Below are 15,864 nucleotides of genomic sequence, written 5' to 3'. Positions count from 1 at the left end.
AGCCGTTTCTGCAGCCAGTATACTCATTACCACCACGCGTGGAAATGATGCACCGGACCAATTCCCTCACCGACTTCCAGGGTGTCGGCCTGCGCCAATGCCGCTGAAAGCCACAACTTAGCTTCCTGCACTGTCTGTGCCCAGTTGTCATGGCGCGGACGCAGCGCCGCCAGTGCCGCCGATAGCGTACAGCCAGTACCGTGGGTATTTTTGGTCATCACCCTTGGCGCGGTAAAACGCTGCTCGCCATCACGGGTAAAGAGCCAGTCGGGGCTTTGCGCATCCTCCAGATGACCGCCTTTCATCAACACCGCCTCGCAACCCAGCGCCCGCAGCGCCCTTCCCTGCTCTAACATCTCCTGCTCACTCTGCGCATGGGGAGCCCCGAGCAGCGCCGCAGCTTCGGGTAAATTTGGGGTGATAATCGAAACCTGCGGCAGCAAATGGGTACGCAGAGTTTCAACCGCCGAAGGAGACAGCAACGGATCGCCGCTTTTCGCCAGCATCACGGTATCCAGCACGACATTTTGCACCCGATGGCGACGCAAACGTTCGGCGACCGCTTCAACAATATCCGTTTCCGCCAGCATACCGATTTTAGTGGTGTCGATACGCACATCACTGAACACCGAATCCAGCTGCGCGGCGACAAAGTCAGGTTCAATGCGATACACCGACTGCACCCCGCGCGTATTTTGCGCCACCAACGCCGTGATAACCGAGCAGCCGTAAGCGCCAAGCGCCGAGAACGTTTTTAAATCGGCCTGAATACCCGCACCACCGCTTGGATCGGTTCCGGCAATCGTTAATGCGTTAATCCGTTTCATAGTTGCTCCTGCGCGTTCAGGTTATAGAGGGCGTCAATAAATGCCGGGACAAAACTGCCCGGTCCGGTTGATTGTCGAGTGGCTATTTGTCCGGCCTGTTTCATCCAGCTACAGGCGGAGGCGACGTTATCAAGCCGGTCACCGTGCAGGGCGCAACTGGCCGCAACGACCGCCGACAGCGCGCATCCGGTGCCCACCACGCGCGTCATCAACGGGTCACCCCCGTTCACGCAGACGGTACGCTGACCATCGGTGACATAGTCAATTTCGCCGGTAACCACGACAATGGTCCCAACCTGACGAGCCAGTGCCTGCGCTGCGGGAAGCGCAGCGGCTGCCGTATCGGTCGTATCCACGCCGCGTCCCCCGCCGTTCATACCCGCCAGAGCCAGTATTTCCGAAGCGTTGCCGCGGATAGCTGCAGGCTGTAGCGCCAACAAATCCAGACAGAAGCGACGACGAAACTCCAGCGCCCCCACGGCAACGGGATCGAGCGTCCACGGAGTTTTAGCAAGTTGTGCCCGCTCAACTGCGGCGCGCATCGCCGTAGCCCGTTCCCGGGTTAAGGTGCCGACATTAATCAGTAATGCACTGGCAATAGACGCGAACTGACTGGCTTCCTCAGGCTCGATTACCATTGCAGGTGATGCGCCCAGCGCCAGCAGCGTATTGGCCGTAAAGCTTTGCACGACCTCGTTGGTCATGCAGTGTGTGAGAGGGGAAAGCGTTCTAAATTGGTGTAAGGTGTGAGCCGCGAGTGCGCGGCTGTGCAGGTCAGGCTGCATGGTTCAGCTCCTGCCCGCGCGAAGAAGGGACACGAGCAGTGTCAGACTTCCCTACGCTGGCATTATCCAGATCAGGTGGTACGGGTATTTCTCAGCCCATCAGCGATGGGGCACCCCGAGTCGTTGAAACACAAGTTTCGGTAACAGAATACTGCCTACGCTTGATGATGTAAATTAGCGCAGCACCATGGCCCTCCACGAAATTACGGGGTAAGGTTGCAGCTAATCTGTACATTCATTTACACTTTTTACGAAATGACTGGCGTGATCACAAAAAAGTTCTTGTCAGATGCCCTATAAGCCAGGAATGATACACGACTGATGTTGATGACCCGAACAGGTAAAGAGGATGGGTATGAAGAATAAAATGTTGCTGGGTGCACTCCTGCTTGCAAGCAGCGTCGTCTGGGCCGCGCCGGCCGCAACAGCTGCTCCCACCGGAATTGATAAGTATGAGTTGAGCGGTTTCATCGCCGATTTTACCCATTTTAAACCTGGTGACACGGTCCCACCGCTGTACCGTACTGACGAATATGCGATTAAGCAATGGAACCAACGCAACCTGCCAGCACCTACCGCCAGTACCCACTGGACCTACATGGGTGGTGCGTACGTGCTGATCAACGATGCTGACGGTAAGATCATTAAAGCCTACGACGGCGAGATTTTTTATCATCGTTAATAGAAAAAACACGTACTTTCAGCAAGAAAGTACGTGAAATACCCGCAAATCAATTAGTCATAAGATACTGCAAATATCACTTTACTTTGTATTTCACCAGGCAGTAATGATTCCCCTGTCACGCGAACGTATTTCGCAGTGATAGGGAAAGTGTACTGATTACTGATTGCTTCCAGTTTGGTCATTCTGTTCATCAGATTATCCCCCTGTTTTAGAGGAGAAGTCGCGGTGCCATTATATATCTGGAACCCCACCCCTTTGGCGCCATTCGCTATCGTGTTTTTTAGTATTTTCCCGCTTTCATCCCAGTCACCGCGCACCACTTTAAAAGTGACGGGATTGGTAGTAACGTTATATATACTTTCGCAATTCAATACCAGATTTGTGGAACCCGATTTGGTATTATTAACCGTGAGCATCTCATTCAATGTGGTATCTGGCATTTTAATTTCGTATCGGGGTAATGAAAACTGACACGTGGTGGGTTGATGCGTTACTGTAAAGCTTAAATTCTGTGTAAAAGCTGAATTACTCGATAAACGTCCGGTAACCCAGCAATAAAGATAAGCTAGCCAGTTTGAAGTACAAGAATTATCAGAGGTAATACTTACTGCCGGGTCGCTCAGACTAAACGCATCACCGGATACTGTCTGCTTAATAGTCCCTGAATTTACATATCTTGCTGAGATGGTGAAACTTTTGGTATCCAGCACTTCGCCGGCACTAACCGTTTTCTTACCAACACTTACTGGAAAATCATTGCTGGTCAGATTGATATTAATTAAAACCTTCTTGCCGCTGCCCCCCTGAATTGCAACAATGTAATCCTTAAGCGGTGTTGTATAATATAAGCTATCACTGTTGGCTGTACACACTATGTTGCCACTGGAACTGAGATTAATTTGATTTATTGCCGTTCCAGATGTCATATCCAGATTAATTGTCGCTAACCCGCCATTTTTCGTCTGAAATGTACACCCGGCATCAGCGCCAAAGGATGACAGCAGCAAAAATATCAAAAATACGTATCCTTTCATATCTTGCATCCTTATCGGCAAATATAGACTTTATTCTCATCAATCACCCTATCGAAGGTAATTGTACAGAACTGTCCCTGCTGTTTATTAACTGCAACATGTACCGACGCGGGAATGTCGTTGGTGCGAATAAATAACCGACTACCCTGCCCCACCAGGCCAACATTATTACCGATATCATCTTCCACTTCATAACCGAAAGATAACGGAGAGCCGTCCGGACGCTCGGCAAGGAAGTACCAGGGTTTGCGCCGATCGGTTTCAAACTCCGTCATCACGACCGCACCGCGATAAGGTACTGTACCTTTTCGATTGCCCAGTAATGCCACATCGCTATTAGTGTCGGAAAGATCCAGCATCAGCATATTTTCACGGTACGGCGTCAGACTGTCGTAAACCGCGTAACCTTTACTGTTGGTTGTTAGGTAACGATGCCCTTGCACAGCCGCACCCTGTAACCCAGGCGCTTTAACAATGGCGAATGTATCTGAAAGCCGGGGAGTCAGAGCCACGCCCTCAGACCACACCACGATCCCCCCCTGAATATTGCCGCTGGCCTGTTGATACTTATTCGATTGGCTGTAACTACTGCCTACAGTCGCCACTGGCGCGCGCCAGACCATGCTAACGCCCGCCGTTGTCTCGTTCCCCTGTCGTTGCTGACTGAGGTTGGCACCATAGCTGAATTGATCGCGATGACCCGTCACCCCGCTTAAGCTGGTGTTATTCGACTGAAAGCCGTCACTATCAAACGTCGTGGAATTAGAGACGAACAGATCGCGTCGAGGATTGGAAATACCGTCCCCCCACGAGAACGGGATGGAGATATACAGGTTAAAACGCTTATCCTCGTGGTTATCCTCATCGTACGTTTGACTCACGGCAACGGTATAGCTAACTCGCTGCCAGGCGTTAGAGTAGCTAAGCTGATAATCTTTGCCGTTTCCACTGCGTTGCCAATAGTCGCGCCACAGGCCGCTAACCGCCAGGGATCCCCAGTTTTCGGGTAACGCTTGATTTATATTCAGTGAAAAACTGTTCTTGCGGCCAAAGTCGTTTTGATAGTAGTCCGCAATGTCATAAACATCGTTTTTATCGCGATTATAGTTATTTTTATTATTCGCCCACACGTAGTCATTAAAGGTACGATAATCCCGCGAGGAGTAACGATAAGCTGCCAGTGCAAACTGCGTACCGGTCTGCGTGACATATTTGTTCCAGGCAACCTGATAGCTCTGACCATCAAAAACATCACCATTATCCTGCTCGCTATGCGATCGCGTGGCGTCTACCGATACTGCGCCAATGGGGGTATTCCAGCCAGTCCCAAGCACAAATGAAGAATAGTTTTGCGACAGCATTGTACCGCCATAGACCGTTAGCAGATTGTTCAGACCATACTGATAACTCCCTTGCAGGAAATCATACTGATTGCCAGCCCCTTCAATATGGCTACGCCCTGCAGCGAAATCATATTTCGATACGCCAGACTGCAGCATATTTGGCACAGATGAAAAAGGCACCAGATAATGAGATATCGAACCGTTAGCCTCTTTCACACTGACATCTAAATCCGAACCGCCACCAGCGAGTTGTAGATCATCAATAGCAAATGGGCCTGGTGGCACTTCTTTCTGGTAAATAACAAAACCATTTTGTTCGATGGTTACCAGGGCGTTGCTCTGAGCAATCCCACGAACTACAGGGGTAAAATTCTGTTTTGAGTTTGGTAACATTTGCATATCGCGCCAGATACGCACACCACGAAAACGTACGGCATCAAAAATATCTGCCCCGGTATACATGTCACCAGCGCGCAATGTACCAAGAATCGACGGCACACCACGTTCCACATATAACGTGTTGCTCTTCCATTTGCCGTTGCCCTCGTTACCTTTCGTATAGTTGTCACTTGAATGCAACTGCCACCCCAGCAGGTTCAACCCGCTATTCAGGTTCACATAGCTGCTTTTATCATCACCACCGTGTTTATAATTACTGTAATACTGGCTGGCGTAATAAGAGGTATAAAAAGCGTTCACCCCACGATCCCAGGTTTCAGGCGGCATATATCCTGGTTCATATTCAACCACATACGCCTGAGGCACGCTTAAATTTAGAATAAACTCCCCAATGTCATAACTGACACTGCCGCCCTGCACTGCTGCACGCAGCGGCACGCAGCCTTCTTGTTTATCCGTTTTAATGTTCCCGGTGCGAATACCAATTTGCTGCAATTGTGCCCAGGGCAGACATGTCAGTTCGGGATCATCTTTAATATCAATATCGTACCGACCACGCCACTTATTATTAAGATAAACATCCATTTCATATATACCGGGCATTGGCTTATCGCCATCAATTTGATAGCGAGAGATTTTCTCACCATTCAAACCGCCGATCATAAAGTGGGTATCAAACGTGTCTTCTTCAGCCCATACGGATGAAGCGGCCAACACCGACAGGATTGACAGTGTAATAGAATTTATCTTTGACATAATCAATCCTTGACTATCTTTCCGTTTTTATTTTTTCACTTAAGTAGTTTCCGTGATCATCAATAAGAGTAACCTTGTAATGATTAACGACAGTAGTGGTGACGACCTTTTTATCTGACCACGGAGAAAGTAACACTGTCTCGCTGTTTATTTTTGAATTACCCACTATTTCAGGAATAGTAATCCAGTTGGCAGAATTATTTTTGATATTAATGCCACCACTGACATCTCTGACGTTTAAGCGAGAAAAGCTTTTTTCATCTACACCGGCAATACCCTGCGGGCGATATATAAATTTGATGCGATTCTGCATAGCAAATTTAATCATGTTCTTGCCTTCTGATTCCGCAGAATTAGGAGGAATATCTAACACATTCAGGAAAAAAAGACTTTCACGATCTTCCGGTAGCGTATTTGCCAATTGCTTAATTTTCAGTTGTTGACCAGAGCCTCCGATGACCTTTGCCACCGGAGGGCTCATTACAAATGGCACGTGGATTTTTTCGGGTGGCAGACTGGTATCTCCGTCATCTATCCAGGATTGAACCAGCGAGCTGCGACTGCCTTCATTCATTAATTGCACGGTAATTTCTTTTTTCTGTGCCGGATAAATGACACGGGTGCCGTAAATGTATATGCCGCCCCACGCAGGCATTACTGTACCGGCCAGTAAAAACACGAGTATTTTTTTCATTATAATTATCCTTACTGCGGAAATAATCGGCGGCCGGAGCCGCCGACAAACAGGATAGTCATCTTAATCAGTAACAACCGTCATCGTCAGCGAAGAAGCCACATCACCAGCGGAGACATCGGCAGTACCAATTTTCGCGTAGCGTGCGCTAAAGTTCAGAGTATATTTATTGTCCGCAGTTTTAGTTAACTCAATACCTGTATCGGGGTTAACCTGTTTAGTAAAATCATCACCATAGTAAACGGTGAAGCCAGCACCATTATTTGCTGCGGTATTTCGTGTAATATATTTATTATTGCTGTCAAATTGAGAACTGGAGAAAGTAATTTTTGGTGCTTTACTTCCTGTACATTCAACCGTCAATGGCACGGTGGTTTTATTTGAGTATCCTTCATAAACACCACCAGCACTTAAGGCATTTAATCTGTCAGCACCAATTTGGTTCATACCAATGGTCGCAGTGGTATCCCCAGTAAATTTACAGGTGGTCCCTACTACCTTACCAGTAATAATCAGTTCACCCTGATCAGAATCAGCAGCAAAAGCCCCAGCGCTCATAACTACAGCGGACAGAACAGCAGCGGAAATAATTGAACGTTTCATCGTATATTCCTTAATGAATTAACTTCCAATTGGTTAAGAGGACTTAACCCGTGAAATTAAATTCGCACACCAGAAACGTTACCGCAATGTAAACGCGTTGTTTTATTGATTTAAAACAAATTGCAAAGCGCAATATAATAGAAACAAATCAGTCGATTTTTTTATTCTTTTAAATTAATAAATTTACGAGATTAACTGTCGAAATGGAATTCTTCAGAGAAATGATCAACCACGTATTATTCACAATAATAATGCATGGCTGATAAAAGACGTTTAATCGTAACGCGTCATCACAATTTGTCGTGTAGCGTCACCGGTGATAGTAACAATTTCAGTTACCGCACCTTTTGTTGGATTGTAAACACCCGCTCTGACGTTTGAAAAGGAAATGGCATTGCCACAGCGTTGCTGCACTTCGTTATTTACAACATCAGCGCTACAGGTGGGTTCAGTTACCCGACCATTGATATTCAGGGTGGCAGTATCTGTGGCGAAAGCAGAAGCGCTCATTCCATAAGCCAAAGTAATAACTCCCAAGAATAAATTTTTTTTCATTACGTTCATTATTCCTGTATCGGTTGGGAAACAGCACACAAGCCGTCTTTCCAGTAGATTATGGATTAACTGCCTCGCTAAGGCTAATTGAGATTGTAGATTAATTCGACCAATTTGATCAATTTAAATGATGCATTGAGGGTATTTATTCAGAAAAAGACATGAATTATACAGTCCGGATAAATAATTGAGTGAGATTTTTCATCCAATATATTCACCGCATCAATGCATTATTGATACGGTGAATATTTTTAACGCTATTAATTACACCGCGCGGAAGGCAATTTCACCCGGGATCACTTCCCCTTGCCAGTAGAGCTGGGCAGCGACACGTCCTGCAAGGTCGCGGTAAATGGCGGTAAATTCGCTGTCAGGACGGCTGATGACCGTCGGCGTACCACGATCCAGGTCTTCACGCAGAGAAATATGCAGCGGCATCTGTCCCAGCAGTTGGGTGTGATACTGCTCAGCCAGTTTCTGCGCGCCACCGGTGCCGAAGATTGGCTCGTGATGACCGCAGTTGCTGCAAATATGCATACTCATATTCTCAACAATACCCAGCACTGGCACTTCGACTTTTTCGAACATCACGATGCCTTTTTTCGCATCGATCAGCGCGATGTCCTGCGGAGTGGTCACCACAACAGCCCCCGTGACCGGAATGTTTTGCGCCAGCGTCAACTGGATATCACCCGTACCCGGCGGCATATCCAGTACCAGGTAATCAAGATCCGGCCATAAGGTTTCTTGCAGCATCTGCAGCAGGGCTTTGCTGGCCATCGGGCCACGCCACACCATCGCATTATCGTCAGTAACCAGATAACCAATAGAGTTTGTCGCCAGGCCGTGAGACATGATCGGCGCCATATGGGTACCGTCTGGAGAGGTTGGACGCTGGTTTTCCGCACCGAGCATCGTCGGGATTGACGGGCCATAAATATCGGCGTCCAGTATCCCTACCTTAGCCCCTTCCGCAGCCAGCGCCAGCGCCAGGTTCACGGCAGTAGAGGATTTACCCACGCCACCTTTACCCGAACTGACGGCGATGATGTTTTTTACACCATTAATGCCCGGCTGGTTTTTCACGCGTTTCAGCGTCGCAATGTTATGCGACAGTTTCCAGTCGATCGCTTTCGCACCAGTAATACGCAGCAGATCGGCGCTACATTGCTCTTTTAAGTCCTCAAACGCGCTCTGCCAGACAAACGGCATGACCAGCTCAACGTGCAACGTGTCATCCATCCAGGCGACGTGATGCAACGCTTTAAGCGTCGTCAGATTATGTTTCAGGGTTGAATGCTGAAAATTCGCCAGCGTCCCGGCAACCATCGCGCGCAGGGTCTCTGGTGATTTGGCCTGGGATTGTGCGTTCATCCCGACTCCTTTTTGTTGTTCTGAAAATACAATAGTCACCAGGTAGTTTACTCCAACCGCAACAATTATTCATTTACGGATAAATGCCCTTATCGCTTGGCGCAGTAATTACCATTTTGGTACTATCAAAGCCCTTTTCACTACAAAAGAAGTAATTGCCCACTATGACTCAAGTCGCGAAGAAAATTCTGGTAACGTGCGCGCTGCCGTACGCCAACGGCTCTATCCACCTCGGCCATATGCTGGAGCACATCCAGGCTGATGTCTGGGTCCGTTACCAGCGAATGCGCGGCCACCAGGTTAACTTCATCTGCGCGGACGACGCACACGGTACGCCAATCATGCTGAAAGCACAGCAGCTTGGGATCACGCCAGAGCAGATGATCGGTGAAATGAGTCAGGAGCATCAGACTGATTTTGCGGGTTTTGACATCAGCTATGACAACTACCACTCTACGCACAGCGAAGAGAACCGTGAGCTGTCTGAGCTGATTTATACGCGCCTGAAGGAGAACGGTTTTATTAAGAACCGTACTATCTCCCAGCTTTACGATCCGGAAAAAGGCATGTTCCTGCCGGACCGTTTCGTTAAAGGCACCTGCCCGAAATGTAAATCTCCGGATCAGTATGGCGATAACTGTGAAGTCTGCGGCGCAACCTACAGCCCGACCGAACTTATCGAGCCGAAATCCGTCGTTTCTGGCGCGACGCCGGTAATGCGCGACTCCGAACACTTCTTCTTTGACCTGCCGTCATTCAGCGAGATGCTGCAGGCCTGGACACGCAGCGGCGCGTTGCAGGAGCAGGTCGCCAACAAAATGCAGGAATGGTTCGAATCCGGCCTGCAGCAGTGGGATATTTCCCGCGATGCCCCATACTTCGGTTTTGAAATCCCGGATGCGCCAGGCAAGTACTTCTATGTCTGGCTGGATGCACCAATTGGCTATATGGGTTCGTTCAAAAACCTGTGCGATAAGCGCGGCGACACGACCAGTTTTGATGAGTATTGGAAGAAAGATTCCGACGCTGAGTTGTATCACTTCATCGGTAAAGACATCGTCTACTTCCATAGCCTGTTCTGGCCGGCGATGCTGGAAGGCAGCAACTTCCGTAAGCCGACCAACCTGTTCGTACACGGTTATGTGACGGTAAACGGTGCGAAGATGTCCAAATCTCGCGGTACCTTCATTAAGGCCAGCACCTGGCTGAAGCACTTTGACGCCGACAGCCTGCGCTACTACTACACAGCGAAGCTTTCTTCACGCATTGATGACATCGACCTGAACCTGGAGGACTTCGTTCAGCGTGTAAACGCCGATATCGTCAACAAAGTAGTCAACCTGGCATCACGTAACGCAGGCTTTATCAGCAAGCGTTTTGACGGCGTACTGGCGGCTGAACTGGCCGACCCGGCGTTGTATAAAACCTTCACTGACGCTGCTGCGGTGATTGGCGAAGCATGGGAAAGCCGTGAATTTGGTAAAGCTATCCGTGAAATCATGGCGCTGGCCGATGTGGCAAACCGCTACGTTGACGAACAGGCTCCGTGGGTCGTTGCTAAACAGGAAGGCCGCGATGCCGACCTGCAGGCGATCTGCTCCATGGGTATCAACCTGTTCCGCGTCCTGATGACTTACCTGAAACCGGTTCTGCCAACGCTTGCTGAACGTGTAGAAGCTTTCCTGAACAGCGAGCTGAGCTGGGATGCCATTAAGCAACCGCTGCTCGGTCACAAGGTCAACACCTTTAAGGCGCTCTACAATCGCATCGACATGAAACAAGTTGAAGCGCTGGTGGAAGCGTCGAAAGAAGAAGTGAAGGCCGCTGCCGCACCGGTAACCGGCCCGCTGGCGGATGACCCGATTCAGGAAACCATTACCTTTGACGATTTCGCCAAAGTTGACCTGCGCGTGGCATTGATTGAAAACGCCGAGTTTGTGGAAGGTTCTGACAAACTGCTGCGTCTGACGCTGGATCTCGGTGGCGAGAAGCGTAACGTCTTCTCTGGTATTCGTTCTGCCTATCCGGATCCGCAGACCCTGGTTGGACGTCAGACCATTATGGTTGCTAACCTGGCACCTCGTAAGATGCGCTTCGGCATTTCTGAAGGGATGGTCATGGCGGCAGGTCCTGGCGGGAAAGATATCTTCCTGTTAAGCCCGGACGAAGGCGCAAAACCTGGCCAACAGGTGAAATAAATCAGACATCTCGAGCGCTGCAACTGCAGCGCTTTTTTTGCTGAGTGATTTACCTTTAATCTTAAACACACTCCCCCACTCCATTTTCGGACTGCTTAGCCATCGCTATTAGATTTATTCTATACTGCTCTGCTATTAAGGCCGCCCGGCCCTCATATTCATTGGCGTTATTATTTAGCATTCGATATTCATAAAATGGAGTTTTACATGACAGCGTTACAAAAATTAGTTTCTCTCGCCGTGGCATCGGTTGTGGTTTTTTCCCTGGCGGGTTGTGGTGATAAAGAAGAAACGAAAACATTCAATGCCAATCTTAACGGTTCGGATATCACCGTCTCTTACACCTATAAAGGTGACAAAGTTCTGAAACAAAGCTCCGAAAGTAAAATCAGCTATGCGTCTGTCGGCGCCAGCAATAAAGAGGAAGCCGCAAAAGTATTCGATGCGTTAAGCGCCAAATATCAAAATATTGCAGGCGTAGAAGAAAAGCTCACCTATACAGATACCTACGCACAGGAAAATGTCACTATTGATATGGAAAAAGTCGATATAAAAGCGTTGCAGGCAATTTCCGGAATGAAGCTTTCTGAGAAAGCCGATAAAAATATCAGCATGAAGCAAATGCAAACGGTAATGGAATCGGCGGGTTTTAAAGAAGTGAAATAACATCCTGGCGACCCGAAATTCATCGCGGTCGCCAGCGTCGTTTTACGCTTTCGTTTTGTGCACTCGCGACGTCAAACCCCGCAGGAAGTAACGCAGAAACTGATCGCCGCATTCGCGATAGTTCTTATGGTCCGGCGCGCGCATCATGGCGGTAATTTCCGGCATCGACACACGAAACTTCTGCTCGGTCATAATGGCCAGAATATCATCGGTTTTCAGCGAAAAGGCGATACGCAGCTTTTTCAGCACCGTATTGTTGTTAACACGACGCTCAAGCGCCAGTTCCGGCGCAGACTCGTCTTTACCACGCAGATGATAAATCAGACCGTTTAAAAATCCGGAGAGAATGATATCCGGGCAACGAATAAACCCGGCTTCATCTTCTTTTGTCATCCAGGTATCAAAACCTGCGGAGGTGGATTCCATGTCAGCAAGCGCAAGAATACGCACCATGTCGTTATTGTTCGCTTTCAGGGTGTAGCGCAGGCTACGAAGAATATCGTTACTTAGCATAGAGCCTTCAACTGTCGGTGATGCAATGGCGCGCAGTGTATCAGTTTTACAGTCCAATCGCCTCTTTTAGACTTTTAAGATAACGGCGACTCACCGGAACTGTCAGCCCGTTGCGTAAAATCAGTTCGGCCTGACCGTTTTCTTCCAGACGGATCTCCCGCAATTGCGCCATATTCACCAGATACTGCCGATGGCAGCGCAGCAAAGGTGTACGGCTTTCCAGCGTTCTGAGCGTCAGTTCGGTGAAACCTTCTTTACCATCGCTGCTGGTCACATACACGCCGCTCATGCGGCTGCTGATAAACGCCACGTCATCCATTTGCAGCAGATAGATTCGGCTGTGGCCGCTGCACGGAATAAACTTCAGCGCCTGCTGATTCTCCGGCAGTAGCGATACATCCTGCTTCGTGCGCTCCTGACGCAAACGGCTCAGCGTTTTTTCCAGTCGCGCCTCTTCAATCGGTTTGAGAAGATAATCAAACGCGTGTTCTTCAAAAGCTTTCACCGCATATTCATCAAAGGCAGTAAGGAAAACAATATACGGACGATGCTCAGGATCAAGCATGCCAACCATTTCCAGACCGCTGATACGCGGCATCTGAATATCAAGGAACAGGACATCCGGACGCAGTTTATGTACCGCGCCGATGGCTTCCACCGCATTCGAACATTCGCCGACGATCTCGATGTCGCTTTGCGCCTGCAACAGGATCCGCAGATTCTCCCGCGCTAACGGTTCGTCATCGACAATCAGCACTTTGATCATGCCAGTTCCTCCAGAGGAAGTCGTAAAGTGATTCGGGTAAAGCGGTCAGGTTCACACGCTACGCTGATGCCAAAATCGTCGCCAAACCGCTCGCGCAGTCGTTTATCAACCAGATTCATACCCAATCCGCTGGCCTCAGACGTTGGCTGATACAACCCGGCGTTATCTTCAATATCCAGCATCAGATACTGCCCTTCGCGGCGGGCGGTGATCGACACTTCGCCGGTATCCAGTAGCTGAGAGGTACCGTGCTTAATGGCATTCTCCACAATAGGTTGTAGGGTAAAGGCAGGTAATTGCTGATACGAAAGCGCATCTGGCACCGTCAAAGTCACCTGCAGGCGCGACTGAAATCGCGCCTTTTCAATTTGCAGATAGGCATTAACGTGCTCAATTTCATCAGCCAGCGTCACAATCTCCGACGGACGTTTTAAGTTTTTGCGAAAGAACGTCGACAGATACTGCACCAGTTGGCTGGCCTGCTCGCTATCGCGTCGGATCACGGCTTTGATGGTGTTGAGCGCATTAAACAAAAAATGGGGGTTCACCTGAGCATGCAGGAGTTTGATTTCCGACTGCGTGAGCATCGCTTTTTGCCGCTCATACTGCCCGGCCAGAATCTGCGCCGAAAGCAGTTGGGCGATCCCTTCCCCCAGCGTGCGGTTGATCGAGCTAAAGAGGCGGTTTTTGGCTTCATACAGTTTGATGGTTCCCATCACCCGCTGGTTTTCACCCCGCAAAGGGATCACCAGCGTCGAGCCTAATTTGCATTGCGGGTGCAAAGAGCAGCGGTAAGGGACTTCATTCCCATCGGCATACACCACCTCTCCGGTTTCTATCGCCCGTTGGGTGTACGACGACGAAATAGGTTTTCCGGGTAGATGGTGATCGTCACCAATGCCGGTAAATGCCAGCAGCTTCTCGCGGTCGGTAATTGCCACAGCACCGATATCCAGCTCTTCATACAGCACCTGAGCGACCTTCATGCTGTTAACCTCGTTAAACCCCTGGCGCAAAATACCCTCCGTTGAGGCGGCAACTTTGAGCGCAGTGGCGGAAAAAGCAGAGGTATATTTTTCAAACATCGCCCGTTTATCGAGCAAAATACGCATAAATAAGGCTGCACCCACGGTATTCGTCACCATCATCGGCGCGGCGATATTACTGACCAGCCGAAACGCATCGTCAAACGGCCGGGCGATTAACAAGATGATCAGCATCTGCACCAGTTCGGCGACAAAAGTAATGGCACCCGCGGTCAGTGGGCTAAAGACTTTATCGGTACGGCCACGACGGGTGAGCACGCTGTGCACCAGCCCGCCGAGCAAACCTTCCACAATGGTCGAAATCATGCAACTGAGCGCCGTCATTCCGCCCATTGAATAGCGATGTAAGCCACCGGTTAGACCGACCAAACCGCCGACCACCGGGCCGCCAAGCAGCCCACCCATCACCGCGCCGATAGCACGGGTATTAGCAATAGAATCATCAATGTGCAGCCCGAAATAGGTGCCCAAAATGCAGAAAATGGAAAAGGTAACGTAGCAAAGCAGCTTGTGCGGGAGCCGGATCGTGACCTGCATCAGCGGGATAAACAAACGCGTTTTGCTCATGAGCCACGCGATAACGAGAAACACACACATCTGCTGAAGCAGCAGCAACACCAGATTAAACTCGTACATACCTGCCAACCACACATCACTTAAAAGCGCGTAACATACATGGGCTGCGCGTAACTTTCTTTGAAGTGTTGCAAAAAAAAAGGAATTTGTGAGAACGATCACTCGAAAGCGCGAGCATGACTACAAACTCACCCATTTGTTGATCAAAAAACAGACAAAACTACCTGGTTCGCAAAAGAGCGTCTAAAGTAAAACTGGGACCTCGCGAGCATAAGTGAGACGACGATGGCGCTTTACACAATAGGTGAAGTGGCTTTGCTTTGTGATATCAACCCTGTCACTTTACGCGCGTGGCAGAGGCGTTACGGATTACTGAAACCGCAGCGAACAGACGGCGGGCATCGCCTGTTTAACGACGCGGATATTGACCGGATCCGTGAGATAAAACGCTGGATAAATAACGGCGTTCAGGTCAGTAAGGTAAAAATGTTGCTCAGTAACGAGAACATTGATGTGCATAACGGCTGGCGCGAACAGCAAGAGACGCTGTTGAGCTATTTGCAAAGTAATAATCTGCATAGCCTCAGGATGTGGATCAAAGAGCGCGGTCAGGATTATCCCGCACAAACGCTCAACACCCATTTGTTCATTCCGTTACGCCGCCGCCTGCAATGTCAGCAGCCGATCCTGCAGGCGTTACTGGGGATCCTCGACGGTGTCCTCATCAACTACATCGCGATTTGTCTGGCCTCGGCGCGCAAGAAACAGGGTAAAGATGCCCTGGTTGTCGGCTGGAACATTCATGATACCACTCGCTTATGGCTGGAGGGTTGGGTAGCCAGCCAGCAGGGATGGCGCGTTGACGTCCTCGCCCACTCGCTAAACCAATTGCGACCGGAACTGTTTGAAGGGCGAACCTTACTGGTCTGGTGCGGCGAAAGCCAAACGCCTGCTCAGCAGCAACAACTGAACGAATGGCGCGCGTTAGGTCACGATATTTATCCGCTCGGTATTTAAAGCCAACCAGGATCGGCTCTTAATATT

The 15,864-nt window shown here is 49.4% G+C and carries 15 protein-coding genes and 1 riboswitch; of the genes, 4 read left to right on the top strand and 11 right to left on the bottom strand.

Features of this window, described 5'->3' with window-relative positions:
- Window positions 1-26: 26 nt before the first annotated feature.
- Together thiD and thiM are read right to left on the bottom strand one after the other, a co-directional pair.
- The gene (thiD, locus tag OGW44_RS11610; RefSeq protein WP_019077204.1) at window positions 27-827 is read right to left on the bottom strand and encodes a bifunctional hydroxymethylpyrimidine kinase/phosphomethylpyrimidine kinase; all 801 of its coding nucleotides are present in this window, start codon (window positions 825-827) and stop codon (window positions 27-29) included.
- A complete protein-coding gene (gene thiM, locus OGW44_RS11605) occupies window positions 824-1,612 on the bottom strand; it encodes a hydroxyethylthiazole kinase (RefSeq protein WP_185654851.1) in 789 nt (262 codons plus the stop codon). Before thiM ends, thiD begins: the two co-directional genes overlap by 4 nt.
- Window positions 1,613-1,643: 31 nt before the next feature.
- Window positions 1,644-1,740, bottom strand: a riboswitch (TPP riboswitch).
- A gap of 221 nt (window positions 1,741-1,961) precedes the next feature.
- Between thiM and OGW44_RS11600 the strand changes: the two genes are divergently transcribed.
- Window positions 1,962-2,294 carry an RcnB family protein gene (locus tag OGW44_RS11600; protein ID WP_103284015.1) on the top strand — a complete coding sequence of 111 codons (333 nt, stop codon included), beginning with the start codon at window positions 1,962-1,964 and terminating at the stop codon, window positions 2,292-2,294.
- A 53-nt stretch (window positions 2,295-2,347) separates the two neighbouring features.
- Here the strand turns inward: OGW44_RS11600 and OGW44_RS11595 are convergent, their stop codons facing one another.
- The 6 genes from OGW44_RS11595 to apbC all read right to left on the bottom strand — a co-directional run bounded on the left by OGW44_RS11595 (window position 2,348) and on the right by apbC (window position 9,055).
- Entirely contained in the window at window positions 2,348-3,331 is a 984-nt protein-coding gene (locus OGW44_RS11595; protein ID WP_047359144.1) for a fimbrial protein, read from the bottom strand.
- Window positions 3,332-3,342: 11 nt separating this feature from the next.
- Window positions 3,343-5,829 carry a fimbrial biogenesis outer membrane usher protein gene (locus OGW44_RS11590; RefSeq protein ID WP_185654852.1) on the bottom strand — a complete coding sequence of 829 codons (2,487 nt, stop codon included), beginning with the start codon at window positions 5,827-5,829 and terminating at the stop codon, window positions 3,343-3,345.
- 13 nt (window positions 5,830-5,842) lie between these two features.
- Entirely contained in the window at window positions 5,843-6,523 is a 681-nt protein-coding gene (locus tag OGW44_RS11585) for a fimbrial assembly chaperone (protein WP_185654853.1), read from the bottom strand.
- A gap of 63 nt (window positions 6,524-6,586) precedes the next feature.
- Entirely contained in the window at window positions 6,587-7,126 is a 540-nt protein-coding gene (gene yehD / locus OGW44_RS11580) for a fimbrial protein YehD (RefSeq protein ID WP_185654854.1), read from the bottom strand.
- 273 nt (window positions 7,127-7,399) lie between these two features.
- On the bottom strand, window positions 7,400-7,681 hold the full coding sequence (locus OGW44_RS11575; RefSeq protein WP_016156962.1) for a DUF2574 family protein: 282 nt from the start codon (window positions 7,679-7,681) through the stop codon (window positions 7,400-7,402).
- 264 nt (window positions 7,682-7,945) lie between these two features.
- Window positions 7,946-9,055, bottom strand: coding sequence for an iron-sulfur cluster carrier protein ApbC (gene apbC, locus OGW44_RS11570; protein ID WP_016153686.1), 1,110 nt, complete (start codon window positions 9,053-9,055; stop codon window positions 7,946-7,948).
- Window positions 9,056-9,219: 164 nt separating this feature from the next.
- Here apbC and metG point away from each other — a divergent pair, with 164 nt between their 5' ends.
- Window positions 9,220-11,253, top strand: a complete 2,034-nt coding sequence (gene metG, locus OGW44_RS11565; RefSeq protein WP_016156963.1) for a methionine--tRNA ligase — start codon at window positions 9,220-9,222, stop codon at window positions 11,251-11,253.
- A 207-nt stretch (window positions 11,254-11,460) separates the two neighbouring features.
- Window positions 11,461-11,919 carry a YehR family lipoprotein gene (locus OGW44_RS11560; RefSeq protein ID WP_016156964.1) on the top strand — a complete coding sequence of 153 codons (459 nt, stop codon included), beginning with the start codon at window positions 11,461-11,463 and terminating at the stop codon, window positions 11,917-11,919.
- Between the two features lie 42 nt (window positions 11,920-11,961).
- Here the strand turns inward: OGW44_RS11560 and OGW44_RS11555 are convergent, their stop codons facing one another.
- Genes OGW44_RS11555 through OGW44_RS11545 form a run of 3 tightly spaced genes read right to left on the bottom strand, consistent with a single transcriptional unit; the run spans window position 11,962 to window position 14,880 of the window.
- Window positions 11,962-12,432 carry a YehS family protein gene (locus OGW44_RS11555; RefSeq protein ID WP_016156965.1) on the bottom strand — a complete coding sequence of 157 codons (471 nt, stop codon included), beginning with the start codon at window positions 12,430-12,432 and terminating at the stop codon, window positions 11,962-11,964.
- Between the two features lie 46 nt (window positions 12,433-12,478).
- The gene (gene btsR, locus OGW44_RS11550) at window positions 12,479-13,198 is read right to left on the bottom strand and encodes a two-component system response regulator BtsR (protein WP_016153690.1); all 720 of its coding nucleotides are present in this window, start codon (window positions 13,196-13,198) and stop codon (window positions 12,479-12,481) included.
- Window positions 13,195-14,880, bottom strand: coding sequence for a sensor histidine kinase (locus OGW44_RS11545; RefSeq protein WP_016153691.1), 1,686 nt, complete (start codon window positions 14,878-14,880; stop codon window positions 13,195-13,197). The genes btsR and OGW44_RS11545 overlap by 4 nt, the downstream gene beginning before the upstream one ends.
- Window positions 14,881-15,105: 225 nt before the next feature.
- On the opposite strand from OGW44_RS11545, the gene mlrA reads away from it, so the two are divergent.
- Entirely contained in the window at window positions 15,106-15,837 is a 732-nt protein-coding gene (gene mlrA, locus OGW44_RS11540; RefSeq protein ID WP_016153692.1) for an HTH-type transcriptional regulator MlrA, read from the top strand.
- The last annotated feature ends 27 nt before the right edge of the window (window positions 15,838-15,864 follow it).

The sequence above is a fragment of the Citrobacter sp. Cb023 genome (assembly GCF_030336805.1).
In the GTDB taxonomy this organism is placed as follows: Bacteria; Pseudomonadota; Gammaproteobacteria; order Enterobacterales; family Enterobacteriaceae; genus Citrobacter; species Citrobacter braakii.
This window is presented reverse-complemented; position numbering and strand designations above follow the sequence as displayed.

What these genes read in the sequence shown, in the direction of transcription:
- OGW44_RS11590 (WP_185654852.1), bottom strand. Translation starts at nt 5,829, where the DNA reads ATGTCAAAGATAAATTCTATTACACTGTCAATCCTGTCGGTGTTGGCC.
- btsR (WP_016153690.1), bottom strand. Translation starts at nt 13,198, where the DNA reads ATGATCAAAGTGCTGATTGTCGATGACGAACCGTTAGCGCGGGAGAAT.
- OGW44_RS11555 (WP_016156965.1), bottom strand. Translation starts at nt 12,432, where the DNA reads ATGCTAAGTAACGATATTCTTCGTAGCCTGCGCTACACCCTGAAAGCG.
- mlrA (WP_016153692.1), top strand. Translation starts at nt 15,106, where the DNA reads ATGGCGCTTTACACAATAGGTGAAGTGGCTTTGCTTTGTGATATCAAC.
- OGW44_RS11595 (WP_047359144.1), bottom strand. Translation starts at nt 3,331, where the DNA reads ATGAAAGGATACGTATTTTTGATATTTTTGCTGCTGTCATCCTTTGGC.
- OGW44_RS11545 (WP_016153691.1), bottom strand. Translation starts at nt 14,880, where the DNA reads ATGTACGAGTTTAATCTGGTGTTGCTGCTGCTTCAGCAGATGTGTGTG.
- yehD (WP_185654854.1), bottom strand. Translation starts at nt 7,126, where the DNA reads ATGAAACGTTCAATTATTTCCGCTGCTGTTCTGTCCGCTGTAGTTATG.
- apbC (WP_016153686.1), bottom strand. Translation starts at nt 9,055, where the DNA reads ATGAACGCACAATCCCAGGCCAAATCACCAGAGACCCTGCGCGCGATG.
- OGW44_RS11585 (WP_185654853.1), bottom strand. Translation starts at nt 6,523, where the DNA reads ATGAAAAAAATACTCGTGTTTTTACTGGCCGGTACAGTAATGCCTGCG.
- thiM (WP_185654851.1), bottom strand. Translation starts at nt 1,612, where the DNA reads ATGCAGCCTGACCTGCACAGCCGCGCACTCGCGGCTCACACCTTACAC.
- OGW44_RS11600 (WP_103284015.1), top strand. Translation starts at nt 1,962, where the DNA reads ATGGGTATGAAGAATAAAATGTTGCTGGGTGCACTCCTGCTTGCAAGC.
- metG (WP_016156963.1), top strand. Translation starts at nt 9,220, where the DNA reads ATGACTCAAGTCGCGAAGAAAATTCTGGTAACGTGCGCGCTGCCGTAC.
- OGW44_RS11575 (WP_016156962.1), bottom strand. Translation starts at nt 7,681, where the DNA reads ATGAAAAAAAATTTATTCTTGGGAGTTATTACTTTGGCTTATGGAATG.
- OGW44_RS11560 (WP_016156964.1), top strand. Translation starts at nt 11,461, where the DNA reads ATGACAGCGTTACAAAAATTAGTTTCTCTCGCCGTGGCATCGGTTGTG.
- thiD (WP_019077204.1), bottom strand. Translation starts at nt 827, where the DNA reads ATGAAACGGATTAACGCATTAACGATTGCCGGAACCGATCCAAGCGGT.